20 protein-coding genes are annotated in these 24,330 nt (G+C 74.2%); 7 read left to right on the forward strand and 13 right to left on the reverse strand.

Annotation, left to right across the window (positions count from 1 at the left end; all coding sequences use genetic code 11):
- Nucleotides 1-14: 14 nt before the first annotated feature.
- Both ABEB06_RS06880 and ABEB06_RS06885 read right to left on the reverse strand, forming a co-directional pair.
- A complete protein-coding gene (locus ABEB06_RS06880; protein ID WP_345695899.1) occupies nt 15-923 on the reverse strand; it encodes an aldo/keto reductase in 909 nt (302 codons plus the stop codon).
- Nucleotides 924-1,062: 139 nt separating this feature from the next.
- On the reverse strand, nt 1,063-2,409 hold the full coding sequence (locus ABEB06_RS06885) for a DUF2254 domain-containing protein (RefSeq protein WP_345695900.1): 1,347 nt from the start codon (nt 2,407-2,409) through the stop codon (nt 1,063-1,065).
- A gap of 198 nt (nt 2,410-2,607) precedes the next feature.
- Between ABEB06_RS06885 and ABEB06_RS06890 the strand changes: the two genes are divergently transcribed.
- From ABEB06_RS06890 to ABEB06_RS06900, 3 genes are all read left to right on the forward strand, one after another.
- Nucleotides 2,608-3,669, forward strand: a complete 1,062-nt coding sequence (locus tag ABEB06_RS06890) for a Dyp-type peroxidase (protein ID WP_345695901.1) — start codon at nt 2,608-2,610, stop codon at nt 3,667-3,669.
- Nucleotides 3,670-3,672: 3 nt separating this feature from the next.
- Nucleotides 3,673-4,470 carry a family 1 encapsulin nanocompartment shell protein gene (locus ABEB06_RS06895; RefSeq protein WP_345695902.1) on the forward strand — a complete coding sequence of 266 codons (798 nt, stop codon included), beginning with the start codon at nt 3,673-3,675 and terminating at the stop codon, nt 4,468-4,470.
- A gap of 94 nt (nt 4,471-4,564) precedes the next feature.
- Nucleotides 4,565-5,893, forward strand: coding sequence for a type III PLP-dependent enzyme domain-containing protein (locus ABEB06_RS06900; protein WP_345701757.1), 1,329 nt, complete (start codon nt 4,565-4,567; stop codon nt 5,891-5,893).
- Between the two features lie 82 nt (nt 5,894-5,975).
- Here the strand turns inward: ABEB06_RS06900 and ABEB06_RS06905 are convergent, their stop codons facing one another.
- The 9 genes from ABEB06_RS06905 to ABEB06_RS06945 form a co-directional block, all read right to left on the reverse strand.
- Nucleotides 5,976-7,181: an FUSC family protein gene (locus ABEB06_RS06905; RefSeq protein WP_345695903.1), complete on the reverse strand. Its 1,206-nt coding sequence runs from the start codon at nt 7,179-7,181 to the stop codon at nt 5,976-5,978.
- 15 nt (nt 7,182-7,196) lie between these two features.
- Nucleotides 7,197-8,312 (reverse strand): M24 family metallopeptidase, encoded by a 1,116-nt coding sequence (locus ABEB06_RS06910; protein WP_345695904.1) that lies wholly within the window; start codon nt 8,310-8,312, stop codon nt 7,197-7,199.
- 14 nt (nt 8,313-8,326) lie between these two features.
- Nucleotides 8,327-9,676 (reverse strand): dipeptidase, encoded by a 1,350-nt coding sequence (locus ABEB06_RS06915; RefSeq protein WP_345695905.1) that lies wholly within the window; start codon nt 9,674-9,676, stop codon nt 8,327-8,329.
- Nucleotides 9,677-9,701: 25 nt separating this feature from the next.
- Nucleotides 9,702-10,142 carry a hypothetical protein gene (locus tag ABEB06_RS06920; RefSeq protein ID WP_345695906.1) on the reverse strand — a complete coding sequence of 147 codons (441 nt, stop codon included), beginning with the start codon at nt 10,140-10,142 and terminating at the stop codon, nt 9,702-9,704.
- Nucleotides 10,139-11,620 carry a glutamate/gamma-aminobutyrate antiporter GadC gene (gene gadC / locus ABEB06_RS06925; protein WP_345695907.1) on the reverse strand — a complete coding sequence of 494 codons (1,482 nt, stop codon included), beginning with the start codon at nt 11,618-11,620 and terminating at the stop codon, nt 10,139-10,141. Before gadC ends, ABEB06_RS06920 begins: the two co-directional genes overlap by 4 nt.
- Nucleotides 11,621-11,764: 144 nt before the next feature.
- Complete coding sequence (locus ABEB06_RS06930; protein WP_345695908.1) at nt 11,765-12,514, reverse strand: hypothetical protein; 750 nt, start codon at nt 12,512-12,514, stop codon at nt 11,765-11,767.
- A gap of 54 nt (nt 12,515-12,568) precedes the next feature.
- Nucleotides 12,569-13,396: a dimethylargininase gene (ddaH, locus tag ABEB06_RS06935; RefSeq protein WP_425559581.1), complete on the reverse strand. Its 828-nt coding sequence runs from the start codon at nt 13,394-13,396 to the stop codon at nt 12,569-12,571.
- Nucleotides 13,397-13,446: 50 nt separating this feature from the next.
- A complete protein-coding gene (locus ABEB06_RS06940) occupies nt 13,447-14,046 on the reverse strand; it encodes a helix-turn-helix transcriptional regulator (RefSeq protein ID WP_345695909.1) in 600 nt (199 codons plus the stop codon).
- Entirely contained in the window at nt 14,043-14,648 is a 606-nt protein-coding gene (locus ABEB06_RS06945) for a LuxR C-terminal-related transcriptional regulator (protein ID WP_345695910.1), read from the reverse strand. Before ABEB06_RS06945 ends, ABEB06_RS06940 begins: the two co-directional genes overlap by 4 nt.
- A 406-nt stretch (nt 14,649-15,054) precedes the next feature.
- On the opposite strand from ABEB06_RS06945, the gene ABEB06_RS06950 reads away from it, so the two are divergent.
- From ABEB06_RS06950 to ABEB06_RS06960, 3 genes are all read left to right on the forward strand, one after another.
- Complete coding sequence (locus tag ABEB06_RS06950; RefSeq protein ID WP_345695911.1) at nt 15,055-18,120, forward strand: type 2 lanthipeptide synthetase LanM family protein; 3,066 nt, start codon at nt 15,055-15,057, stop codon at nt 18,118-18,120.
- A 50-nt stretch (nt 18,121-18,170) separates the two neighbouring features.
- Nucleotides 18,171-18,389: a hypothetical protein gene (locus ABEB06_RS06955; RefSeq protein WP_345695912.1), complete on the forward strand. Its 219-nt coding sequence runs from the start codon at nt 18,171-18,173 to the stop codon at nt 18,387-18,389.
- A 107-nt stretch (nt 18,390-18,496) separates the two neighbouring features.
- The gene (locus ABEB06_RS06960; protein WP_345695913.1) at nt 18,497-21,406 is read left to right on the forward strand and encodes a helix-turn-helix transcriptional regulator; all 2,910 of its coding nucleotides are present in this window, start codon (nt 18,497-18,499) and stop codon (nt 21,404-21,406) included.
- Here the strand turns inward: ABEB06_RS06960 and ABEB06_RS06965 are convergent.
- Nucleotides 21,384-22,511, reverse strand: coding sequence for a hypothetical protein (locus ABEB06_RS06965; protein WP_345695914.1), 1,128 nt, complete (start codon nt 22,509-22,511; stop codon nt 21,384-21,386). The genes ABEB06_RS06960 and ABEB06_RS06965 overlap by 23 nt on opposite strands.
- 162 nt (nt 22,512-22,673) lie before the next feature.
- On the opposite strand from ABEB06_RS06965, the gene ABEB06_RS06970 reads away from it, so the two are divergent.
- Nucleotides 22,674-23,456 carry an isoprenyl transferase gene (locus ABEB06_RS06970; protein WP_345695915.1) on the forward strand — a complete coding sequence of 261 codons (783 nt, stop codon included), beginning with the start codon at nt 22,674-22,676 and terminating at the stop codon, nt 23,454-23,456.
- Nucleotides 23,457-23,586: 130 nt separating this feature from the next.
- Here ABEB06_RS06970 and snpA read toward each other — a convergent pair whose 3' ends face one another.
- On the reverse strand, nt 23,587-24,213 hold the full coding sequence (gene snpA, locus ABEB06_RS06975) for a snapalysin (RefSeq protein WP_345695916.1): 627 nt from the start codon (nt 24,211-24,213) through the stop codon (nt 23,587-23,589).
- Between the last annotated feature and the right edge of the window lie 117 nt (nt 24,214-24,330).

Genomic DNA, 24,330 nt, shown 5'->3' on the forward strand with positions numbered 1-24,330 from the left:
ATCGCCGAGATCGGCTATCTGGTGCGATCCGGTCCCGGCCGGTCGAGGAGGGCGAGTTCCTCCTCGGTCAGGCGGAGCGCGCCGGCGGCGATGTTCTCGGCGAGGTGGGCCGGGCTGGTGGTGCCCGGGATGGCGAGGACGTGCGGCCCGCGGTGCAGGGTCCAGGCGAGCCGGACCTGAGCCGGGGACGCCCCGTGCGCGCGGGCGACTGCGAGGACGCGGGCGTCCTGCTCGCCGGCCACGGCGCCCTCGCGGCGCAGGCCCGAGACCGCGAAGAACGGGACGAACGCGATGCCCCACTCCCCGCACAGGTCCACCAGGCCGAGGTCGTCCGCGTTGCGCCAGTCCAGGCCGTACGAGTTCTGCACGCACACCACAGGCGCGATCGTCCGGGCCTCCTCGACGTGCTCCGGGCGAACGTTGGACAGGCCCAGGTGCCGGATCAGCCCGGCCTCGCGCAGGTCGGCGAGCGCGCCGAAGTGCTCGGCGACCGACTCCACGCCGGGGCCGTTGCGACGCAGGTTCACCACGTCCAGGTGGTCGCGGCCGAGCTGGCGCAGGTTCTCCTCGACCTGCCCGCGCAACTGGTCGGGGCGGCCCATGGCGTGCCACGCACCGGACGGGTCCCGCCACGGGCCGACCTTCGTCACGACGGCGACCTCGCCCGTCCAGGCGGTGAGCGCCCGGTTGATCAGCTCGTTCGCGGAGCGCAGCGGCGAGAAGTAGAACGACGCCGTGTCGACGTGGTCGACGCCCTGCTCGAACGCGCCGAGCAGCAGCCGCACCGCCGCGTCCCGGCCGATCGGCGTGCCGTCCGAGTTCCCCATCATCCCGTTGCCGGTCAGCCGCATCGCCCCGTACCCGACCCGGTTCACCTCCAGGTCGCCGAGCTTCCACGTCCCCGCACCGCCTGCTGTACGCACCGCACTCCTCTGATCTGCCGATCGCTCAGGTGATGGAGCATGAGGCAGTCGAGCAGCGCTCCACCAGCTCTTCGGGCGGAGCTAAAGATCACATCCGGATCGGGAACGAACCGTCACCGTTCACCCGTTGGACGAGGTGTCAGAGTGACTGGCTTACCGCGCTGTGCGCCGCGAGGACGGCGAGGTAGGCGCGGTGGATGTCCTCGCGGTCGGCGGGTTCGGGGACGGTGTCGCGGGCGAGGCGGTCGATCATGGCGGCCTGGTCGAGCAGGACGGCGCGCTGCTCCTCGGCCCGGGTGGCGGCCATGATCGCGGACAGCGCGTCGAGCTGCCGGATGAGGACGGCGGGCATCCCGGTGGCGGTCTGGCGGATCTTCTCGAAGGCGCGTTGGACGAGCCGTTCGTAGCTGACGGGGACGGTGAGGACGCGGATGTGGCCGCCGGCGTCGCGGTGGACGGGGTCGGGGTCCCAGTGCTCGGCGATCCGGCACAGGCCCTCGCCCAGCCAGTCGACGCAGGTCAGCGTGGTGAAGGTGTCGTTGACGGCGGTGGACAGGGCCCGGATGCCGATCTCGACGAGCTGGTCGACGGCGAAGGCGATGTCCTGGGCGAGGGACCGGGTCGGGCCGGTGACGTGGGCGCGGGCGAAGCTGCGGGCGACGGCGGGGGCGGCTTCGGCGGGCCAGACGGTGGCCATCCGGTGGCCCTGGACGAGGAAGTGGCCGGGGCGGTGTTCCAGGCGGATCACGGCGCCGAGGTCGGCGGCCATCCGGACCAGGGTGCGGTGCCGGACGAACTGGAGGTAGCCGCTCGCGGGGGCGGCGACGGCGGCGCCCGCGGCGTCGAGGCGGCCGTGCAGTTCGGCGGCGTCGGGGCCCTGGTCCGGTGCTGCGGTGCGCCGGGGTTCGGCGGCGCCCGCTTCGATGGCGGCGGAGAGTTCGGCGGCGATGCCGGCGATGACGCGGGGCAGTTGGATGGAGGTCGCGATGTGGTGGATGAAATAGATCAGGACCGCGAGGTCGACCAGGACCAGCACCATGCAGACGGTGATCGAGAGGTGGGGGACGAACTCGCCGTCGTCGACCGGGCCGATCGAGACCAGGGCGAGGACGGCGTACACGAAGGTGCCGACGAAGGTGCCGAGGGTGAGCTGGGTGGTGCGGTCGCGGATGAAGGTGCGCATCATCCGCGGGCCGAACTGGGTGGAGGCCAGCGTCAGCGTCACGATCATGATGGAGAAGACCACGCCGACCACGGTGATCAGGGCGGCGGCGATGGCGGCGAGGATCTGCCGGGCCGCGTCGGCGGTGCCGCTGATCACCCAGGGCGGCAGGGTGATGTCGCCCCGGTAGTCGGCCCGGTCGACCTGCCAGGTGGCCACGAAGAGCAGGACGGCGAGCAGCACCTCGACGCTGGGGACGACCCACAGGTTGGTGCGCAGCGCTTCCTTGCGCCACTGCGCTTCCAGGTGGACCCCGCCGATCACACGGCCGAGCGTAGCCAGCAGCGCCCCGTCCTCCGCTCCGGCGACGCGCCGTCGGACGGGTGACGGTCCGCCGGGGTGGGCCGAGCGGGTGAAAGTCCGGACGGATCGGGGCGGTCGTTCGAGCGTGGCGGCGGCGCGCGGGAAAGGGTGGACGTGGCCGTCGGTCGGGCGGGGTGGTGGAGCGGCGGGAGGCAGCGGGTGAGCGGGGAGGACGTGCGGCCGGAGCCGCAGAAGGTGATCAGCGGGACCACCCGGGCGGCGGTCTTCGTGGTGCTGACGGTGGAGCCGGGCGGGGAGGGGGCCGTCCGGGAGGCGCTGGGCGACCTGGCGGGGCTGGTGCGCTCGCTGGGGTTCCGCAAGCCCGGGGAGGACCTGAGCTGCGTGACCGGGATCGGTTCGACGGCGTGGGACCGGCTGTTCGCCGGGCCGCGCCCGGCGGAGCTGCACCCGTTCCGCGAGCTGCGCGGCGCCCGGCACACCGCGCCGGCGACGCTGGGCGACGTGCTGCTGCACATCCGCGCGCAGCGCCTGGACCTGTGCTTCGAGCTGGCGGCGATCGTGACGCGGCGCCTGGCGGGGGCGGCGCGGGTGGTGGACGAGACGCACGGGTTCACCTACTTCGACCAGCGGGACCTGCTGGGCTTCGTGGACGGCACGGAGAACCCGCTCGGGCGCGCGGCCGCCGAGGCGGCGCTGATCGGCGAGGAGGATCCGGAGTTCGCGGGCGGCAGCTACGTGGTGGTGCAGAAGTACCTGCACGACCTGGACGCCTGGGACGGGCTCACCGTCGAGGAGCAGCAGCACGTGGTGGGCCGCACCAAGCTGGAGGACATCGAGCTGCCCGACGGCGTGCAGCGCCCGGACTCGCACGTGGCGGTCAACCAGGTGCTCGACGCGGACGGCGAGGAGCGGCAGATCCTGCGCGCCAACATGCCGTTCGGCTCGGTCGCGGACGGCCGTTTCGGCACCTACTTCATCGGCTACTGCCGCACGCCCGAGGTGACCGAGCAGATGCTGCGCAACATGTTCCTGGGGACGGACGGGGCGCCGCACGACCGGATCCTGGACTTCTCCACGGCCGTGACGGGTTCGCTGTTCGCCGTCCCGCCGGCCGGGTTCCTGGACGAGCTGCCGCCCGCGCCGGGTACCGGGAACGCCGTCCGGCGGACGGCCGCCGACGTCCCCCTCGACTCCTCGCTGCGGATCGGCAGCCTCAAGCCCGTGCCCAAGCCCGTGCCCACCTCGACGAAGGCCGAGTGACCCATGGACAACCTGCACCGCAAGCTCGCCCCGATCAGCGCCGCCGCCTGGCAGGAGCTGGAGGACGAGGTGCGTTCCACCTTCACCCTGCACCTGGCCGGCCGCCGGGTGGTGGACCTGGACGGTCCGCACGGGCCGACGTTCGCCGCGGCGGGCACCGGCCACCTGCGCCCGGCGGGCCGGCCCGCGCCGGGGGTGAGCGCGCGGGTGCACCAGGTGCGGGCGGCGATGGAGCTGCGGCACCCGTTCACGCTGTCCCGGGAGGCGGTCGACTCCGTGGAGCGCGGTTCCGGGGACAGCGACTGGCAGCCGGCGAAGGACGCGGCCCGGGCGATGGCGCTGACCGAGGACCGGATCGTCTTCGAGGGCTGGGTGGAGGCCGGCATCGAGGGCCTGCGGGCCGGTTCCTCGGCGGAGCCGCTGGCGCTCCCGGCGGACGTCACCGAGTACCCGGACGCGGTCAGCCGGGCTCTCACCACCCTGCGGCTGGCCGACGTCGACGGGCCGTACGCGCTGCTGCTGGGCGCGGAGGCGTACACGGCGGTCAACGAGACCTCGGACCACGGCTACCCGGTGCGCCAGCACATCGCGCGGGTGCTGGACGGGCCGATCATCTGGGCGCCGGCGCTGGAGGGCGGCTGCGTGCTGTCCACCCGGGGTGGGGACTTCACGCTGCACCTGGGGCAGGACCTGTCGATCGGGTACCTGAGCCACGACGCCGAGACGGTGAGCCTGTACCTCCAGGAGAGCGTGACGTTCAGCCTGCTCAGCCCGGAGGCGTCGGTCCCGCTGGCGGGCTGAGCGCCGCTAGGCCCTCTCCCCCGGCGCGGCCGGATGGGGCAGGCTGGGTGCGACGGCTGGGGAGGCGGTTGTGGAGACGGGTGAGTACCGGCGGATGGACGCCGGTCGGCGCGAGCGGGTGCTGGCGGCGGCGGTCGCGGCCGGGCTGCTCGGCGCGGAGCAGGTGGCGGCCGGGTTCCTGGACGTGGACGGGGTGCGCGAGAGCGTCGGCGAGCTGCGGACGGCGTTCGGCGCGGCGCCGGTGCTGCACACCTTCGCGGTGAAGGCGGCGCCGCTGGTGCCGCTGCTGCGGCTGCTGGCGGACGCGGGGATGGGCTGCGAGGTGGCCAGCCCCGGGGAGTTGGCGATCGCGCTGGCGGCCGGGGTGCCGGTCGGGCGGATCGTGCTGGACTCCCCCGCCAAGAGCGCCGGGGAGCTGGCGCAGGCGCTCGACCTGGGGGTGGCCGTCAACGCGGACAATCTCCAGGAGCTGGCCCGGATCGCCGAGCTGGTGGAGGACGCGAGCACCCGCTCGGTGCTGGGGCTGCGGGTCAACCCGCAGGTCGGCGTGGGGTCGATCGGGGCGATGAGCACCGCCTCCGAGCACTCCAAGTTCGGGGTGCCGCTGCGCGATCCGGGCGCCCGCAAGCGGGTGGTGGCGGCGTTCGAGCGGCACCCGTGGCTGTCCCGGATCCACGTCCACGTCGGATCGCAGGGCTGCCCGCTGGACCTGATCGCGGCGGGCGTCCGGGAGGCCTGGGAGCTGGCCGAGGAGGTGAACGAGCGGGCCGGCCGGCAGCAGGTGTCCACGCTCGACCTGGGCGGCGGGCTGCCCGTCAACTTCCAGGACGAGCAGGTGCGGCCCACCTACGCCGAGTACGTGGCGGAGCTGGGCGCGGCGGTGCCGGGGCTGTTCGACGGGCGGTACGGGCTGGTGACGGAGTTCGGGCGCTCGCTGGTGGCGAAGAACGGCTTCACGGCGGCCCGGGTGGAGTACACCAAGGTGGTCGGCGGCCGCCGGATCGCGCTGACCCACGCGGGGGCGCACCTGGCGACCCGGACGGTGTTCATGCCGGACGCCTGGCCGCTGCGGGTGTCGGTGCACCGCCCGGACGGCGTCCGGCGGCTGAGCGGCGAGGAGCCGCAGGACGTGGCCGGGCCGTGCTGCTTCGCCGGCGACCTGGTGGCGCGGGGCCGCACCCTGCCCCGGATCGAGCCGGGCGACCTGGTGGTGCTGGAGGACACCGGCGGCTACTACACCTCGGCCCCGTGGGGCTACAACAGCATCGCCCGGCCGGCGGTGCACGGGTTCTCCACGGCGGGCGGCGGGGTGCGGTTCGCGACCGTCCGCCGGCGGCAGACCCCGGCCGAGGTGGTCGCGGAGGCCGGCGGCGACCGGCCGGACGCGCTGACCGGGCTGGACTCACCGGGCGACCCGGGCTGACCGGGCGGACCGAGCCGGACCCACCGGGCGACCTGGGCCGACCGCCGTGCCGTGCCGGACGCGGCCGCGGGACCGGGCGGGGTCAGTCGTCGCCGCGGGCGAAGCGGCGCAGCCGGCCGAGGCGGGTGAAGCGCTCGCGCTGGCTGACGGAGGCCTTGTCGAGCTCCTCCATCAGGCGGCGGGAGCGGTGGTCGAGGTCGAGCTCGTCGAGGATGCGGTCGACCTCGGCGAGCAGGGAGCCGTGCAGCTGCCAGGCCTCCGGGTGTTCCTGGACGCGGAGCAGCAGCAGGTGGGCGACCCGTTCGCGGCTGTGCCAGGCGGCGGTGAGTTCGGAGGCGAGGCGCCGTTCGGCCTCCTCGGCGTTGGTGGCCACCTGGGTGGTGACCAGGACGGCGAAGCTGACCAGGGCGCCGCCGAGGTGGTCGAGCAGGTCCTCCAGGGCGGCGCTGACGTCGGGGTCGAAGAGCCGGCCGCCGGAGCCGCGGCGTTTGGCCAGGTCGGTGAGGGAGCGGGCGATCACCCGGATCACCACGACGCAGATCTCCAGGGTGTCCAGGCCGGTGCGCAGCACGGTCCGGGAGAGCAGGCCCTCGCTGATGCGGGGGTTGAGCCGCAGGCTGTCCTCGGCCTGGCGGAGGGCGGCGTCGACCTCGGCGATGGCCTGGTCGAGCCGGCGGGCCTCGTGCAGGCGTTCGGCGGCGCGTTCGACCGGGACGGGTCCGGCGAGCTGGTCGGCGATGTCGAGCAGCAGGTGGCGGGCGCGGCGGGCCAGGCCCTCGATGGACTCGCCCGCGGTGTCGACCCAGACCGGCGGCGCGAAGACCAGGTTGAACAGCAGGCCGACGACGGCGCCGATCAGGGTCTCCACCACCCGGTCCCAGGCCTGGGTGGCGAGCCGGGTGACGCCGAGGACGAGCATCGCGCTGATCGCGACCTCGTTGACGAACTCGCCGACCCGGATGAACTGGCCGACCGTCAGCGAGGCCAGGATGATCAGCCCGAGGCTCCACCAGGACAGCCCCATCACCGAGCTGAAGCCGATCGCGATCAGCACGCCGACGACCACCGAGTTGACCCGGCGGATGCCGGTGGTGAGCGTGGAGTACAGGGTGACCTGGACGACCAGCAGCGCGGTCAGCGGTGCGGTCAGCGGCGCCGGTTCGGCGCTGAGCTGCAGGGCGACGGCGTACGACAGGGTGGCGGCCGCCGTCGCCCGGAGGGTGAGGACGGCGGCCGGGTCCTTGAGCAGCCGGCGGAGCGCGGCCGCCGCCTCGGCGGGGGTGATCATCGCGGGTGGCCGGGACTAGTGCACCACCGCGAGTTCGTGCGGGGTGGAGTTGAAGCGGCGGCCGCCGTCGCCGGTGACGGTGACGATGTCCTCGATCCGGACGCCGAACCGGCCGGGCAGGTAGATGCCCGGCTCGATCGAGAAGCACATGCCGGGCACCAGCGGCTGCTCCTCGCCCTCCACCATGTAGGGCGGTTCGTGGGTGGTCAGGCCGATGCCGTGGCCGACGCGGTGGATGAAGTACTCGCCGTACCCGGCCTCGGTGATCACCGCGCGGGCCACGCGGTCGACCTCCTGGCAGGCGATGCCGGGGCGGACGGCCTCGAAGGCGGCCTGCTGGGCCTGCCGGACGACGTCGTGCACCCGGCGGACCTCCTCGGGCACGTCGTCGCCGACGTGCACGGTGCGGGTGGTGTCGGAGCCGTAGCCGTCCTTGAGGCCGCCGAAGTCGAGGACGACGGTGTCGCCCTGACGGATCACCCGGTCGTCGGCCTCGTGGTGCGGGTCGGCGCCGTTCGGGCCGGAGCCGACCACGGTGAAGTCGACCTGGCTGTGCCCGTGTTCGAGCAGCAGCGCGGCCAGGTCGGCGGCCACCTCCCGTTCGGTGCGCCCGGCGAAGCGCACCGTGAGGATCTCCCCGTACGCGGCGTCGGCGGCCGCCCCGGCGGCGGCCAGCCGGGTCAGCTCGTCGGCGTCCTTGACCGCGCGCAGCATCGGCAGCGAGCGGGTGAGCGAGGTGTAGCCGGTGCCGGGCCGGGCGCCCTGCAGGCCGAGCAGGTGCATCGCCCAGGCGTTGTCGGAGATCCCGTACCGGCCGTCCTCCAGCAGCGGGGCGACGGTCGCGTACGGGTCCTCGCCGTCGCTCCAGTCGGAGAGTCGGACGGCGCCGGCGCCGGTGGCCCGTTCGGCGTCGGGGCGTTCCAGCTTGGGCACCACCAGGACCGGTTCGCGGCCGGGGGTGAGCAGCAGGGTGGTGAGCCGTTCGGTGATGGCGGTCGGCTGGTAGCCGGTGAAGTAGGCCAGGTCGGGGCCCGGGGCGACGAGCAGGCCGGCGAGGCCGGCCGCCGCGGCGGCGTCGGCGGCGCGGGTCATCCGGGCGGCGAAGTCCTGGGTGGTGAAGGGCTGCGGCATGCGTCGGTCCCCTCTCAGCGCCGGGCGGCGGCGTAGTGGCGCAGGAAGAGGGCCTCGACGTGCGCCATGTGCTCGATCTCGCGCGGGTCGACGCTCTCGTTGGGTGCGTGGATCAGGCAGGCGGGCTCCTCGACGCCCATCAGGATGATCTCCGTCCCCGGGTAGGTGGAGGCGAGCACGTTGCACAGCGGGATCGAGCCGCCCTGGCCGAGGTAGGCCAGCGGCTTGCCGTAGACCTCCTGGGCGGCCTTGTCGAGCGCGGCGTAGGCCCGGCCGTCGGTGGCGGCCCGGAACGGCGCGCCGGACTGCTCCGGCGCGATCTCCACCTTCGCGCCCCACGGCACGGCGGCCCGCAGGTGGGCCACCAGGGCGTCGCGGGCGGCGCCGGGGTCGGTGCCGGGCGGGATCCGCAGGCTGACCCGGGCCCGGGCGGTGGCCGGGACTGCGGCGGCCGAGCCGACCACCGGCGCGCAGTCGATGCCGAGCACGGTGACCGCGGGCCGGGCCCACAGCCGGTCGGCGACGCTGCCGCCGCCGGGCAGTTCGGCGCCGTCCAGCACGCCTGCGTCGGTGCGGAACTGCTGCTCGTCGTAGCCGACGCCGTCCCAGCTGCCGTCGCCGTCGAGGCCGTCGATCCGGGTGGAGCCGTCCGGGCCGCGCAGCGAGTCCAGGGCGCGGATCAGCGCGGCCAGCGCGTCGGGGGCCGGGCCGCCGAACATGCCGGAGTGCACGTCGCCCTTGAGCGTGGTGACGGTGACCACCACGTTCACCACGCCGCGCAGCGAGGTGGTGGCGGTGGGCACGCCGACCGCGGCGTTGCCGGTGTCGCAGATCAGCAGCGCGTCGGCGTGCAACTCGTCGGCGTGCGAGGAGACGTAGGCCTCCAGGCCGCCGGTGCCCTGCTCCTCGGAGCCCTCGACGACCAGCTTCAGGCCGACCGGCAGGTCGTCGCCGAGGGCGCGCAGCGCGGTGAGGTGCATGACGATGTTGCCCTTGCAGTCCGCGGCGCCGCGGCCGTACCAGCGGCCGTCGCGCTCGGTCAGCTGGAAGGGCGGGGTGGTCCACGCCTGGTCGTCGAGCGGCGGCTGCACGTCGTAGTGCGCGTACAGCAGCACGGTCGGCGCGCCGGGCGGCGGCGGGCGGTGGCCGAGCACGGCGTGGCTGCCGTCCGGCGTCTCGGCGAGGTGGACGTCGCGCAGCCCGACCGCGGTGAACGCGTCGGCCACCCACTGGGCGGCCTCGCGGCACTTCTCCGGCGGGTACTGGCGGGGGTCGGCGACGGAGGGGATGGAGACGAGTTCCGTCAGGTCCGCCTTGGCCAGGGGCATCAGGTCGGCGATCCTGCGGGCGAGTTCGTCGGTCATTGCGGAGTGCTCCCGGGGGTTCGGCTCAGGGGTTCTCGACGGTCTTGGCGGTCTTGTAGTCGTCGACCTTCTGGTTGAACTCGACCAGTTCCTCCGGGCAGTAGACGTTCAGCACGATCGCCTCCGCCTCGACGGTGCGGGCGTTGGCGATGATCGGCCGCTGGCCGGGGCCGGCCGCGCCGTTGGACATGTTGACCTTCTGCAGGCCGGTCTTCAGCGCGCCCGCCGGGTTCTCGCAGACCGCGCCGCCGTCGGTGCCCAGGGTGCGGGCGATCTGGCCCTCGTCCGGGTGCGGGTAGCCCTGCGCGGTGAGCTCGTCGGCCAGCTGCCCGGCCTTCCGCGCGGCCTCGTTGGTCTGCTTCTGCTGGGTGTACGTCAGCAGGCCGACCACCACCATCGCGACCAGCAGCACGATCGAGCCGATGTAGATCCAGCGGTGCTGCGAGGCCATCATCGTGCGACTCATGCGGCCGCCTCCTCGGTGTCGGCGGCACCGGGCTGCCGCCACTCGGGCTTGCTCAGCTTCAGGAAGGTGAAGGGGATGATCAGGCCGAGGATCAGCAGGCCGCCGCCGACGATCGCGACGTAGCCCCAGACGCTGCCGCCGCCGAACTGGGAGGACGGCACGAAGCCGATGATCATCGCGGCCGCCGAGGCCAGCAGGCCGACCACGCACAGCACCACCAGGCCCGGGGCGCGGTAGCCGCGCGGGTGGTCGGGCTGCAGTCGGCGCAGCCGGATCGCGGCGACGAACATCAGCAGGTAGACGATCAGGTACACCTGGGTGGTGATCACCGAGAGGATCCAGTAGGCGCTGGAGACGTTGGGGATCAGCGCGTACAGCAGGGCGATCAGGCTGGTCACGATGCCCTGGGTGACCAGCAGGTTCTGCTGGATGCCGTGGCCGTTGAGCTTCTGCAGGTAGGGCGGCAGGTAGCCCTCCTGGCGGGAGATCAGCAGCAGGCCCTTGGAGGGGCCGGCCAGCCAGGTCAGCATGCCGCCGAGCGAGGCGGCCACCAGGCCGACCGCGATCAGCGGGGTCAGCCAGCCGATGTGGAAGTACTGGAAGAAGGCGTCGAAGGCCTGCATCACGCCGGCGGTCAGGCTCAGCTGGTCGGCCGGGACGACCCAGCTGATCGCCAGCGCGGGCAGGATGAAGATCAGCAGGACCAGGCCCATCGCCAGGAACATCGACTTGGGGAACTCCTTGGCCGGGTTCCTCAGCGAGGAGACGTGGACGGCGTTCATCTCCATGCCGGAGTAGCTGAGGAAGTTGTTGACGATCAGCACCAGGCTGGCCAGGCCCGTCCAGGCCGGGAGGATGTGGTCGGCGTTCATCGGTGCGGCGGAGGGGTTGCCCTGGCCGAGGAAGACCATGCCGAGCACGACCAGCAGCGTGCCGGGGATCAGGGTGCCGATGACCAGGCCCCAGGAGGCGAGGCCGGCGACCGCGCTGGTGCCCCGCGAGGAGATCCAGACACCGGTCCAGTAGCACACCATGATCACGATGGCGGTGTAGACGCCGTTGTTGGCCAGCGCCGGGTTGATCACGTACGCGATCGTCGAGGCCACGTAGGCGAGCAGGCTCGGGTAGTAGAAGATCGTCATCGCGAACTGGCACCACACGGCGAGGAAGCCCAGCGGCTTCGACAGGCCCTGGGCCACCCAGTTGTAGACGCCGCCGCTCCAGCCGGAGGCGAGCTCGGCGGAGACCAGCGCGGTCGGCAGCAGGAAGACGATCGCGGGCACGACGTAGAGGAACACGCACGCCAGGCCGTACACGGCCATCGTGGGCGAGGCGCGAAGACTGGCCACCGAACTGGTCGTCATCAGAGCCAGCGTCAGCCAGGTCATCTTGGGAGTGGCGACGGCGCGGGCGGCACGGGCCTGCGACCCGGTGGACGTACTCCCGGGCCGATCGGCCGGCACGTCAGCGACACTCATGGACGCCTCCTTCACGGCGGCCCGGGGCGGGCCGCGTGCTCCCAGCCTCAGCGGCACCCCGGCGCCCCGCACGCCGGACGGCGGGCCTCCGGTGGGAAGGATCACCGGTTCGGCCCAGCGGGACGGCCGGCGCGGGGAGCCGGTTCACGGCCGGGAGGGCTTGCCCGCGATCGCGTCGTACGCCCTCACCCGCAACCGGCGGACCCAGCCGCCCCGCTCTTCGCGCCGCTGCGCCCGCCGGGCCTTCGTGCTTCCCTCCGGATAGCGCCGGTGCGCCCACGGCGACCCGGGACGGGCCAGTCGCAGGGCGCCGACCACCGCGAACACCGGCACCAGCAGGCCCAGGAGCCCGGTGAACACCTTTCCCTTGGACAGTGCCACCAGCGAGAAGCCCCCGTTGATCAGCACCACCACGACGTACTCCCAGTCCGACACCGGCTGTCCGTCCGAGGAGGCGTCGGTGACGCCGAACGGAGCCGCGCCGAGCACCAGCAGCCCCATCGCGGCAGCCCCGAGCACCACAGCGTCCACCGACAGGCGCCCGGCCTCCGACCAGTACACGTCCTCCAGTCGGAGGATCAGCGCGAACTCGTCCAGGACCAGCGCGATCCCCACGCCGAACAGCCCGGCGAAGATCTCCGCCCACGGTCGGTGCCCGCCCGTCTCCGAGGCCAGCCCGATCCCCGCGATGATCGCGAACACCGTGCCGAACACCACGTGGTGGATGTGCAGGCCCCCGGAGGACTCGACGTTCTTCGGCCACCAGGAGACCTCGGCCCGGATCATCCGCACGCTGAAGCGGATGAACAGGAACGTCACGATGAACGCCACCAGCATCACCAGCAGTGGCTGCTTCCCCGGGTCCAGGATCTCGCGTGCGTACCAGCCGGCCATGGTCCGATGCTGCCACCGCCGGGTCGCCCGCGCCCGCCCGACGGTCCGCCCGACTCAGTCGCGGAGTTCGAGGGTGCAGCACTTGACGCTGCCGCCGCCCTTGAGGAGTTCCGAGAGGTCGACCGGCTCCGGGCGGAAGCCGCGGGCGGCGAGCTGCCCGGCGAGGGTGTGGGCCGCCTCGGGGAGGAAGACGTGCAGGCCGTCGCTGACCGCGTTGAGGCCGAAGACCTCGGCCTCGGCCGGGGTGGCGAGCAGGGCGCCGGGGAAGTGGCGGCGCAGCAGGTCGAGGCTGTGCGGGGCGAAGGCCGCCGGGTTGTACATGATCTCGTCGCCGTCCAGGACGGCCAGCGCGGTGTCCAGGTGGTAGTAGCGGGGGTCGACCAGGTCGAGGGAGAGCACCGGGCGGCCGAGGAAGGCCTCCGCCTCGCGGTGGCTCGCGGCGCTGCTGCGAAAGCCCCGGCCGGCCAGGAGCCAGGAGGCGGTGGTGAGGAAGTCGCCCTCGCCCTCGTTGACGTGCTCGGGGTCGAGGGTCTCGGCGTACCCGTGCTCGCGGAACCAGCGCAGGTACGCGGGCCCTTCGGCGGCCCGCTCGGCGTTGCGGAAGCGGGCCCCGAGCACGCGGCCGCCGACCACGGTGGCGCCGTTGGCGGCGTACACCATGTCGGGCAGGCCCGGGATCGGGTCGATCAGCTCCACGGTGTGGCCGAGGGCGCGGTACCGGGCGGCGAGCCGCTCCCACTGGAGGACGGCCAGGTCGGTGTCGACCGGCTTGTCCGGGTCCATCCAGGGGTTGATCGCGTAGCTGACCTCGAAGTACTCGGGTCGGCACATCAGGTACCGGCGGGGGCGGAAGGTGCGCGGGGTCGCCGCGGTCGGGTTCACGGGGGCTCCTGTGGGATGGACGGGACGGGTGCGGTGCGGTCGGGCCGGGTTCAGACCAGGCCGCAGCGGACGGCGTGGGCCACGGCGTGGGCGCGGTTGCGCACCTGGAGCCGGGCCATCAGCTCGTAGATCACGTTCTTGACGGTGTGCTCGGAGCAGCTGAGGGCGCGGGCGATCACCGCGTTGCCGTGGCCCTCCGCCATCAGGTCCAGCACCTCGGTCTGGCGGGCCGTCAGCGCGGGCGGCCGCTCGTCGCCGCCGGCACCGGCCAGCAACTGGGAGAGGGTGGCGTACGGGATCCGGCCGTCGCCGTGCCGGGCCGCCCGCAGCGCGGCGGCGAGCCGCTCGGGGGTCAGCTCGGCGGAGCGCAGCACGGCGGCCACCCCCGCCTGCAGGGCGAGCCGGACACCGACGGGGGTGACGGTGTCGCAGATCACCAGCAGCGGGCGGCCGACGGCGGCGCCGACCCGGACGGCGTCCTCGATCCGGGCGGCGACGGCGACCTTCACCGTCTCCTGCTCGCCCTCCGCGGCGGGGACCAGACCGGTGCGGTGCAGCAGGTGGGCGATCCGGGCGCCGCCCGGGCCGACGACCAGGTGGATGCCGGGTGCGGCGGCGGTGGTGACGGGGGCTTCGGCGAGGACGGTCACAGCAGACCCGCCCGCAGCGCGTAGGCCACCGCGTGGGCGCGGTTGCGCAGGCGGAACCGCTGGGTGATGTCGTGGACGATCGTCGTCACGGTCCGCTGGGAGTAGGCGAGGCAGCGGGCGATCTCGCTGGTCTCGTGGCCGTCGGCGACCATCTGCAGCACGCTGCGCTCCCGGTCGGACAGGCCCGCGGCGGCCCACGGGCCGGGGAGGTCGCCGACCGCGCGGGCCGCGGCGGAGTGCTCCAGCAGCTGGTCGAGGAGGTCCGGGGGGACCGTGCAGTCACCGCGCGCCGCGGCGCACACCGCGCGGGCCAGCCGCTGGCCGTCCGCGTCGCGGCGGCGCAGCAGGCCGCGGGCGCCCGCTGCGAGGGCGTGCAGCGCCTCCGCCGGGTTCAGCTCGCCGGCGACCAGCACCACGGCGGGGCGGCTCGCGGTGTCCCGGGCGGCGTGCAGCATGTCCAGCTCGGCGCGGGCGAAGCGGTCGACCAGCATGACCACGACGGCCGGCTGCTCACCCGGCAGGGTCACGGCCACGTCCGGGCAGGCGGCGAGGGTGCTGGTGGTGCCGGCTTCCAGGACCGGGTCGGGTGCGACGACGCTCACGGGTACGGGTTGTCCCACGGTCTCTCCTCCGGTGGTGTACAGCCCGGCCGTTCGGTTCCGGCGGGGCTGGCGGGGGGTGGTGGCACCAGACTGCGACCGGGGCACGGGAGCGGGCATCGGGGGACGACCCCCACGTTTGTGCGAACGCCGGCCCCCCGTACGGAACGGGGGTCGGGCGGGGGCTGCGGGCCCCGGGTGGGGACCGGCCGCGCCGGGGCAGGGCGATAGGGGGGCCGGGTGGGGATCCGCCCGGCGGCGGGACGGTCGGCGGGCCGCTGTGCGGGGTGCTCCGGTGCAGGTGGGGGCCGGTTCCCCCATGTCCTACCCAGGGGGTGGGCGGGGTGGGGAGAATATGGGGGTCGAGCCCCCATGTGGGGGTGGGGGCGGTCCTGGGACCTTTCTTCTCGTGACCGAACGCGTACTCCTCGCAGACGAGCCCCAGGCGCTGCCGCGCTGGTGGTGGGCCCGCGGCCTGACGCTCCGTGAGCGCCTCGCCGCCCCGGGCCGCCCGGCCGCCGCGGCCGCCGTCCCGGCCCCCCGGACCGCACCGTGGTCCGCCGGGGACCTGGCGGGCTTCGCCGCCCGGCTGGCCAGCCTGGGCCTGGGCGAGGAGCTGGCGTCCGCGCTCGGCGACGAGCTCCCGGAGCGCCTGGCGGCCCGCACGGTGCGGCCGAGCTGGGCCGAGTACGTGGAGAAGGCGGTGGCCGGGGCCCCGACGCGGATCGAGCGCGCCGAGGTGACCGGCGAGGGCGCCGAGGTGTTCGTCGCGGCGCTGCGCCCGCTGGTGGACACCGCGGCCGCGGAGGTCGCCGCGAAGCTGACGCTGCCGCAGGCGGAGTGCGAGGTGGTCCTGGCGGCGTTCGAGCGCCGACTCGGCGGACAGCTGGCCCGCCAGGCGGCCCGGACGCTGGTCAAGGAGCTGCACCTGGCCCGCACCGCGGGCCGCCTGACCGGCGCCGACGGCCGGGAGCGGTTCGCCTCCTTCGTGGCGCGGACCGGCACCGCCGCGGGCCTCGCCCGGCTCTTCACCCGCTACCCGGTGCTCGGCCGGATGCTCGGGCAGAGCGCCACCGACGCCGCCGAGGCCTTGGTGGAGCTGGCCGAGCGGCTGCAGGCCGACCGCCAGGCGCTGGTCGAGGGCCTCTTCGAGGGCCGCGACCCGGGCCCGCTGACCGGCCTGGAACTGGCGCTCGGCGACACCCACCAGGGTGGCCGCGCGGTCGCGGTGCTGCACTTCGCGGCCGGCCGCGCCGTGTACAAGCCCCGCTCGGTGGAGCAGCACGAGGTGCTCGACCGGGCCGCGGCGTGGCTCGACGCCCAGGTGCCCGGACTCGGCCTGCGCACCCCGCGCTCGGTGCGCGGCACCGGCTACGGCTGGCTGGAGTTCATCGAGCACCGCTACTGCGAGAGCACCGACCAGGCGGACGCCTTCTACCGGCGCCAGGGCGCGCTGCTGGCCCTGCTGTACGCGGTCGACGGCGCCGACATGCACTACGAGAACCTGATCGCCTGCGCCGACCAGCCGGTCCTGGTGGACGCCGAGACGCTGTTCCACTCCGGCCTGCCGACCGCGACCACCGCGGGCGACGACCCGGCCGCCCGGGCGCTCGCCGCCTCCGTGCACCGCACCTGCCTGCTGCCGCACCTGCTGATCGGCGAGCACGGCGCGCTGGACATCTCGGCGCTCGGCCGGGCCACCGACGGCAGCTACCCGAGCGACGTGCTGCGCTGGCTGGACGCCGGCACCGACCGGATGCGCGCGGTCCGCGGCCCGGCGCCGAGCGAGGGCGCCCGCAACCAGCCGCTGCCGCAGGGCCGGGCGCCGTACGCCGACCACCGGGCCGCCCTGTACGAGGGCTTCCGGGCCGGCTACGACGCGATCTGCGCGCACCGCGGCGAACTGCTCGGCGAGGACGGGCTGCTGGCGCAGTGGGCGACCGCCCCGGCGCGGCTGATCGCCCGGCCCACCCGGCTGTACGCGGCGCTGCTGGAGGAGTCCACCCACCCCGACCTGCTGCGCGACGCGCTCGCCCGGGACTCGGTCTTCGCCGTCCTGTGGACCGAGTCGGTCGGCGACCCGGCCCGGCAGCGGCTGATCGAGCACGAGACCGCCGACCTGTGGCGCGGCGACGTCCCGGTCTTCTTCCACCGGCCCGACCGGGCCGACGTGCTGACCTCGCGGGAGGTCCGGCTGGCCGGCCTGCAGGCCGGGTCGAGCCTGGCGACGGTGCGGGCCAAGGTCGCCGCCATGGACGAGCTGGACCGCTTCGACCAGGAGTGGGTGATCTCCGCGACGCTGGCCGTCGCCGCCGCCAACGCGCCGCTCACCGCGCCCCGTTCGGCGCTCGCCGCGCGCCCGGTGCCGGCCGTGGTACCGGAGCCGTCCCGGCTGCTCAGCGCCGCCTGCGGGATCGGCGACGAGCTGGCCGCCCGGGCCGTGCCCGGCGACGGGCGGGTCAACTGGCTGGGCCTGGAGCGGGTCGCCGGCGAGCACTGGGCGGTCCTGCCGATGGGCGCGGGCCTCGCCGAGGGCTACTGCGGGGTCGCGCTCTTCCTCGCCCAGCTCGGCGCGGTCTCCGGCGCGGAGCGGTACACCGCGCTCGCCCGGCAGGCCGTCCGGCCGCTGCCCGCGCTGCTCTCCGCCCTGGTCGCCGACCCCGAACTGGCCGCGGCCGTCGGCCCCGGCGCCCTCGACGGGCTCGGCGGCATCGTCTACGCGCTGCTGCGCCTCACCGACCTGCTCGGCGACGAGGAGCTGCGCGGCTGCCTGCCGGACGCACTCACCGCCCTGGCGTACGCCGCCGAGACGGTCACCGAGGAGGGTGCGCACGCCTGTCTCGCCGACGGTCTGGCCGGCGCGCTGACCGCCGTCCGCCTCGCCCACCGGGCCACCGGCTGGGCCCCGGCCGGCGAACTCGCCGACCGGCTCGCCGAACGGCTCCTCGCCGTCGCCGAACGGCACTCCGCCGCACCCGGGTTCGCCCGCGGCGGCGCCGGCATCGGCTGGGCGCTGCTGCGCCACGGCACCGCCGACGGCTCGGCCGGCTCCGCGCACGCCCAGGTCGGCGCCTCGCTGCTGCGCCGGGCGCTGCGGGCGGCACCCGGCACCGGCTGGTACGCCGGCCGGCCCGGGGTGCAGCTCGCCGCGGTCGACGCGCTCGGCTCCGGCGCACTCGGCGACACCCTGCCCGGCGCGGCCGCCTGCGCGGACCTGAGCCTGCGTCAGGGAGCGCTCGGCGAGCTCGAGTCGCTCACCGTCCTCGCCGAACGGGGCCGCACCGGCGCCCGCGAGGCGCTGAACCACCGCGCCGGGGAGCTGCTCGCACTGGTCGAACAGCAGGGCCCCCGCTGCGGCACCCCGGAAAACGTCCCCTCCCCCGGGCTGCTCGGCGGCCTGGCCGGGATCGGCTACGGCCTGCTCCGCCTCGGCTTCCCCGAGCGGGTGCCGTCCGTCCTCACGCTCTCCCTCTGAACCACCCTCCGCACACCACACCGCGAACCGTCAGAAGGGAACCACCTGCCATGAAGAACACCACCGCCGCCGTCACCTCCGTCGCCGCCGCCGTCGAGGCCGAGGAGGCCGTCGAGGTCCGCGAGCAGGACCCGGCGGGCGGCATCACCCTCGGCGGCCGCAACCGGATGTGCGCCCGCGCCCGGGTGCTGGCCGGCCTGGTCCTCACCAGCGGCATCGTGATCACCCTCAGCCAGGTCGACACCTCGGTCTCCATGCCGCAGATGTGAGTCCCGACGTGGTGCCGGGCATCCAGGTGTGGCCGGATGTGAAGCCTACGAGCACCTGGCGTAAAGGCCTTGTGGCCTGTCGAAAGAATGTCAACTAGCATGCGCTCATGCGTTCCCATGCCCCGTACGTGGTCGGCCGTGACCTGCAGCTGAGCCACCTCCAAGGGGCATTGGCCGACGCCAGGAAGCGTCGCGGCGGCGTGGTGTTCCTGGTCGGCGAGGCGGGGATCGGCAAGTCCCGGCTGGCCGCCGAGGCGGTCGGCACCGCCTTCGACGCCGACATGCGGGTACTGCGCGGACGGAGCTCCACCACCGGCCCGACCGTCCCGTTCCGGCCACTCACCGAAGCGCTGATGTCGCTCTTCCGCGGCGGCGAACCCGTCGACGACTCCGCGCTCGGCCCGTACCGCACCGTGCTCGGCCGGCTCATACCCGACTGGAACACCGGCGAGCACGAGAACAGTTCGATGGTCATCCTCGGCGAGGCCGTGCTGCGCCTGCTCATCGGCGCCGCCAAGGACCGCGGCCTGCTCCTGCTGCTGGAGGACCTGCACGACGCCGACCCCGAGACCCTCGCGGTCGTCGAGTACCTCGTCGACAACCTCGAGTACACGCCCGTCCTGCTGCTGGCCACCATCCGCACCGAGTTCTGCGACGCCCTCGACCTCGCCTCCGCCGCCCGGCGGCGCGGCGTCGGCGCCGTGGTCGACCTGCCGCCGCTGACCCGGCCGCAGGTCCGCGACATGGTCGCCGCCCAGCTCGGCACCGAGCCGGCGCAGGTGCCCGAGGACGCGCTGGCCCGGCTCTGGGACGACAGCGCGGGCAGCCCCTTCCTGGTGGAGGAGCTGCTGCAGTCGATGATCAGCGGCGGGGCGCTGGTCCAGGGCACGGACGGCTGGCGGGTCGTCGGCGACCTGCGCGCCGACGTCTCCAGCACCCTCGCCCGCGGCATCCTGCGGCGGATCGACCGGCTCGGGCCGCAGGGCCTCACCCTGCTCTCCGCCGCCGCCGTGCTCGGCCGCCGCTTCCCACTCACCGTGCTGCAGAAGATGACCGGGATCGACGACCGCAGCCTGCTCAGCCACCTGCACGCCGGCGTCGCCGCCCAACTCGTCGTCCCCGACGAGCCCTCCCCCGACTGGTACGCCTTCCGACACTCCCTCACCGTGGAGGCGCTGTTCACCCAGCTCACCCCCGGTGCCCGGGCCGACCTCGCCGGGCGCGCCGCCGACGCCGTCCAGCAGCTCCACCCCGAACTCCCCGACGCCTGGTGCCCACTGGTCGCCGAACTCCGCTCCGAGGCCGGCGACCACGCCGAAGCCGGCCGGCTCTTCGCCGAGGCCGGGCGCCGGGCCCTCGCCGACGGCGCCATCGGCTCCGCCGTCACCCTGCTCGACCGCGCCGAATCCCTGCTCACCGGCTGCTCCGACCCCGCCCCGCGCGCCGAGGTGCTGGAATCCCTGCTGCCCGCCCTCGCCGAATCCGGCGACTTCGCGCGGGCGTTCGCCCTCGCCGAGCAGCTCCACGCCCTCGGCGGCGCCGGACTCGGCTCCGCCCGCCTCGCCGCCCTGCACACCCGCCTCGCCAAGGTCGCCCACACCGCCGGACGCTGGGCCGACGGCAACCGGCAGATCGACCGGGCCCGCGAAGTCCTCGCCCCCGACCCCGACGAGGCCGTCGCCGCCTCGGTCGACGTCGCCGCCGCCTACCTCGCCCTCGACACCCCCGGCGCCGACCGCACCCAGCAGGCCGAGAAGCTCGCCCGCTCCGCCGCCGAGGCCGCCGAACGCCACGACCTGCCCACCGTCGCCTGCCAGGCCTGGGAACTCCTCGCCACCGTCGCCCGCGAACGCGACCCCGGCGAGGCCCACGGCATGCTCGAACGCGCCATGACCACCGCCGAACGCCACCAGCTGCCGCTGCGCCGGATGTACGCCGCGACCAGGATCGGCGGCAACGCCTGGCTCCTCGACGGCGACCGCGACGGACTCCTCGGTGCGAGGGACGAGGCGCTCCGGCTGGGATCCGCGACCGTCGTCTACACCATCGACGGCATCATGATCCTCGACTCCGTCCTGCGCGGCGAGTTCACCACCGCCCGCGACAACGCCGAGGAGTGCCTCGCCACCGTCCGCCGCCTGCGCCTGGCCCCCGCCGTCCGGTACGTGCTGATGGCCCGCGCCACCTGCGCCGCCCACCTCGGCGACCGCACCGGCATGGAACAGGCCCTCGCCTCCTTCGCCGAATGGGACGGCCACGGCTCCCAGGAGGAACCCCTCGCCCTCGGCCTCGCCCGCACCTTCTGCGCCCTGATGGAGGAGGACCGCGCCCTCGCCGACCGCGAACTGCGCATCCTCGCCGACCTGGAACGCGACAATCCCTCCACCTACCACCTGGCCGGCTCGCACGGCCTGCGACTGCTCCTCGACGTCCTCTCCGGCGAGGCCGACCGCGCCCGGCACGCCCTCACCACCGACACCGCCTCCGGACGGATGCGCTGGAACCGGCAGTTCACCCTGCTCGCCGACGCCGTCCTGCTCGGCCGCGAAGGCAGACCCGACGCCGCTGCCACCGCCGTCGACGCCGCCCTCCGGCTCGCCGAGCCCTATCCCACCGCCCTCCACCTCGGCCTGCGCCTGGTCGCCGACGCCGCCCACACCGACGGCTGGGGCGACCCGGTCGCCTGGCTCCGCCGCGCCGAACACCACTTCCACCAGCAGGAAGTACCCGCCGTCACCGGCGCCTGCCGCGCCGCGCTGCGCCGCCTCGGCGCCCCCGTCCACCAGCACCGCACCGGCACCAGCCGGATCCCCGAGGAGCTGCGGGCCCAGGGCGTCACCGTCCGCGAGCACGAGGTGTTCGTCGTCCTCGCCGAGAGGCTCGGCAACCGGGACATCGCCGAACGGCTCTACATCTCGCCGCGCACCGTGGAGAAGCACATCGCCGCCCTGATCACCAAGACCGGCGTCGCCAACCGGGCCGCCCTCTGCGCCCTCAGCGCGTCGTTCGGAGGCTGAGCCGCGCGCGGAGTTCGGCGAGGACGGCCTCCTCGCGCTTGGTGGGGGCGCCGTCCACGGCCGCCACCTGCTCCGCCACCTCCAGGAGATGGTCCAGATCCCCCGTCTCGGCGTCCAGTCGGCGCCACACCTCGGCGGGGTCGAGCTCCACCACGTTCGCGAGCCCCTCGTCCACCACCCCGTGCCGCTCCCGGGCCAACCGCACCAGGTGCCGGACCAGCAGCGCCTCGTCGTCGGACTTCTCCTGGTCCGCCGCGATGACCAGCCACGCCACCCACAGCATCGCGTTCGGGTGCTCGGTCCGGGCGGTCAGCCGCTCCGCGAGTTCGACCACCCGCGCCTCGTTCCGGAAGACGGCCTGCGCGTGCCGCCCCGCGAGCAGGGTCGTCCAGCGGTTCAGCACCACCGAGAGCGGAACACCGACCAGCGGGATGCCCACCTTGATGACGCTGCGCTGCAGCAGGTACTTCCCGACGTACGGCAGCCCCTTCGCGGCGGACAGCACCGACTTCGCGTAGAAGCGCTTGATCAACTGCCTGGTCAGGCCGGGGACCACCTTGACCACGCCCGCGCGGGCCGCCTCACCGCTCTTGATCGTGAAAGCGACGCGCAGCATCTTCCACAGGTCCTCGGGATCGTCGAGGTCCGGCGGAACGCGGTAGAGGACCGCGATGTCGTGGGCCAGGCGGAGCTGGAGCTGACTGATGTACGCGACGTCGACCATCAGCGTCGCCACGGCGGCCGGGACCGTCGCCGGCGAGGCGCCACCGGCACTTCCGATCGTGGCGGCAACCGCCGCCGTGTACGCCCCGGCGGAGAGCCCGCCCTCGATCGCGGCGTACCGGGCCGCCATCTTGATCCGCTGATCGACGATCACATCCGCCGGGACACCCGCGTACCGCTCCTGGAAGTACTGCCAGTTCACCTTCCGGGTGTAGGCGCCCAGCGCCTGCGCCACCAGCTTGGTGAACCAGTTGCCGGACCTGATGTCGTCCGCGCTCAGCCGCTTGACGAACTCCCGTATCTCGGCCTGCTCGTGCTCGACGGCCTCCCGGTCGGTCTCGTCGCCGTCGGCGTCGACGCCGTCGATCGGGGCAGTGGTCATGGTGGAGTTCTCCCAGGCGGTTCGTCGGCGAATGCCCCCGTCGGGCTGACACCCTAGCGCCTCCTCCGGAGAGGTGAACTTCCCATCCGCGAAACGCCGGTGGGGCGGCGCATTGGTAAGGTCGGCCTCTTCTGGTGATCCCGGACCGTTCCTGGAGGGGCGATGCCGCTGCTACCCGCGTGGGTGCGCAACCTGCTGCTGCCGGTGTACGAGCGGCGGGTCATCCGCGGCCTCGACGGGCTGCCCCGCCCCAAGAACGTCGGCATCATGCTCGACGGCAACCGGCGCTGGGCCAGGGCCGCCGGCCACCGCGACGTGGTCGAGGGCTACCGGGTCGGCGGCGCCAAGGTCGAGGAGTTCCTCACCTGGTGCGCGGACGCCGGCGTCGAGCACGTCACCCTCTTCATGCTCTCCGACGACAACCTCGGCCGCCCCGCCGAACAGCTCGGCCCCCTCCTCGGCATCATCCAGGACACCGTCGCCGGCCTCGCCCTCCCCGGCCGCCCCTGGCGCGTCCACCTGATCGGCTCCCTCGACCTGCTCCCCGGCGACCTCGCCGCCGCCATGAAGCAGGACGCCGCGTGCACCACCGACCGCCACGGCCTGCGCGTCGACGTCGCCGTCGGCTACGGCGGGCGCCGCGAGATCGTCGACGCCGTCCGCGCCGCGCTCCGCCACCACATCGCCGCCGGGGGCGACCCCGCCGACCTCGCCGACACCCTCGACGTCGAGCACATCAGCGCCAACCTCTACTCCGACGCCTCCGACCAGGCCGACCTGATCATCCGCACCTCCGGCGAGCAGCGGCTGTCCGGCTTCCTGCTCTGGCAGTCCGCGTACGCCGAGATGTACTGGGTCGACGTCTACTGGCCCGCCTTCCGCCGCGTCGACCTCCTGCGCGCCCTCCGCTCCTTCGGACAGCGCGAACGCCGCTACGGCCGCTGACCGGGCCCCGCCGGGGAGTCCGGGTGGAGCGCAGGACCCCCGCCGTCCGGGGTGGTCGGCGGGGGTCGGGTGGTGCGGGGAACGGCCGGCCCGGCTCGGGGACGGGGCCGGCCTCATGGGTGGGCGGGGGTCAGCCGGCGATCGCGAGGCCGTTCGCCCAGAGGTTGTTGACCCGGTTCCGCTCGGTGGTGTTCGGGTAGGGGTTGGTGCAGGAGGTGCCGGGGCCGCCGCCGGACATCAGTTCGCTGCACGGGCCGGTGTAGTGGTCGGGCAGGCCGAGCACGTGGCCGGTCTCGTGGGCGGTGACGCGCAGCGAGCTGTACTGCCGGTTCTGCGCGTAGTCGAGGAAGATGTAGCCGCGGCCGTGGCCGTCGGTGGAGGCGTAGGAGCCGCGGGAGTCGTTGCCCTCGTAGTAGCGGAAGTCGGCGTTGGTGCCGGAGCGGAGCTGGACCTTGGTGACCGAGGAGTTCCAGATCTGCGCGCTCTGCGAGATGACGGTGCGGAAGGTCGGCGCCTGGCTGGCGTCGTAGGTGACGGTGACGGCCAGCAGGAAGGGGTTGGCGGCCTGCTTGGCCTTCGCCGACTTCATCACGGCCTCGTAGAACGCCTTGTTGTTGGCGTCCTCCGTGGAGTTGGCGGCGATGCCGGCGGAGGGGGTGTAGCCCTGGGTGGTGGCCGCGGCGGCGGGTACCGCGGCGGTGCCGGCCGCGAGGACCAGTCCGAGGGCGGCGGCGAGCACGGTCATGGAGCGGTTCATGTGGGGACTCCATTCGCGGGTCCCGGGGCCGTGGGGAGACCGTCCGGGACACGGTGACGAGTTGTTGCACCGAGCTTGGGGCAGGGCGGACGGGTCGCGGAGATGGCAACCGGGGAT

The sequence above is a fragment of the Kitasatospora terrestris genome, from assembly GCF_039542905.1.
Taxonomy (GTDB): Bacteria; Actinomycetota; Actinomycetes; order Streptomycetales; family Streptomycetaceae; genus Kitasatospora; species Kitasatospora terrestris.

Coding starts and splice junctions, on each gene's coding strand:
- ABEB06_RS06895 (WP_345695902.1), top strand. CDS start 3,673: ATGGACAACCTGCACCGCAAGCTCGCCCCGATCAGCGCCGCCGCCTGG.
- ABEB06_RS06900 (WP_345701757.1), top strand. CDS start 4,565: ATGGACGCCGGTCGGCGCGAGCGGGTGCTGGCGGCGGCGGTCGCGGCC.
- ABEB06_RS06905 (WP_345695903.1), bottom strand. CDS start 7,181: ATGATCACCCCCGCCGAGGCGGCGGCCGCGCTCCGCCGGCTGCTCAAG.
- ABEB06_RS06910 (WP_345695904.1), bottom strand. CDS start 8,312: ATGCCGCAGCCCTTCACCACCCAGGACTTCGCCGCCCGGATGACCCGC.
- ABEB06_RS06915 (WP_345695905.1), bottom strand. CDS start 9,676: ATGACCGACGAACTCGCCCGCAGGATCGCCGACCTGATGCCCCTGGCC.
- ABEB06_RS06920 (WP_345695906.1), bottom strand. CDS start 10,142: ATGAGTCGCACGATGATGGCCTCGCAGCACCGCTGGATCTACATCGGC.
- gadC (WP_345695907.1), bottom strand. CDS start 11,620: ATGAGTGTCGCTGACGTGCCGGCCGATCGGCCCGGGAGTACGTCCACC.
- ABEB06_RS06930 (WP_345695908.1), bottom strand. CDS start 12,514: ATGGCCGGCTGGTACGCACGCGAGATCCTGGACCCGGGGAAGCAGCCA.
- ABEB06_RS06955 (WP_345695912.1), top strand. CDS start 18,171: ATGAAGAACACCACCGCCGCCGTCACCTCCGTCGCCGCCGCCGTCGAG.
- ABEB06_RS06960 (WP_345695913.1), top strand. CDS start 18,497: ATGCGTTCCCATGCCCCGTACGTGGTCGGCCGTGACCTGCAGCTGAGC.
- ABEB06_RS06965 (WP_345695914.1), bottom strand. CDS start 22,511: ATGACCACTGCCCCGATCGACGGCGTCGACGCCGACGGCGACGAGACC.
- ABEB06_RS06970 (WP_345695915.1), top strand. CDS start 22,674: ATGCCGCTGCTACCCGCGTGGGTGCGCAACCTGCTGCTGCCGGTGTAC.
- snpA (WP_345695916.1), bottom strand. CDS start 24,213: ATGAACCGCTCCATGACCGTGCTCGCCGCCGCCCTCGGACTGGTCCTC.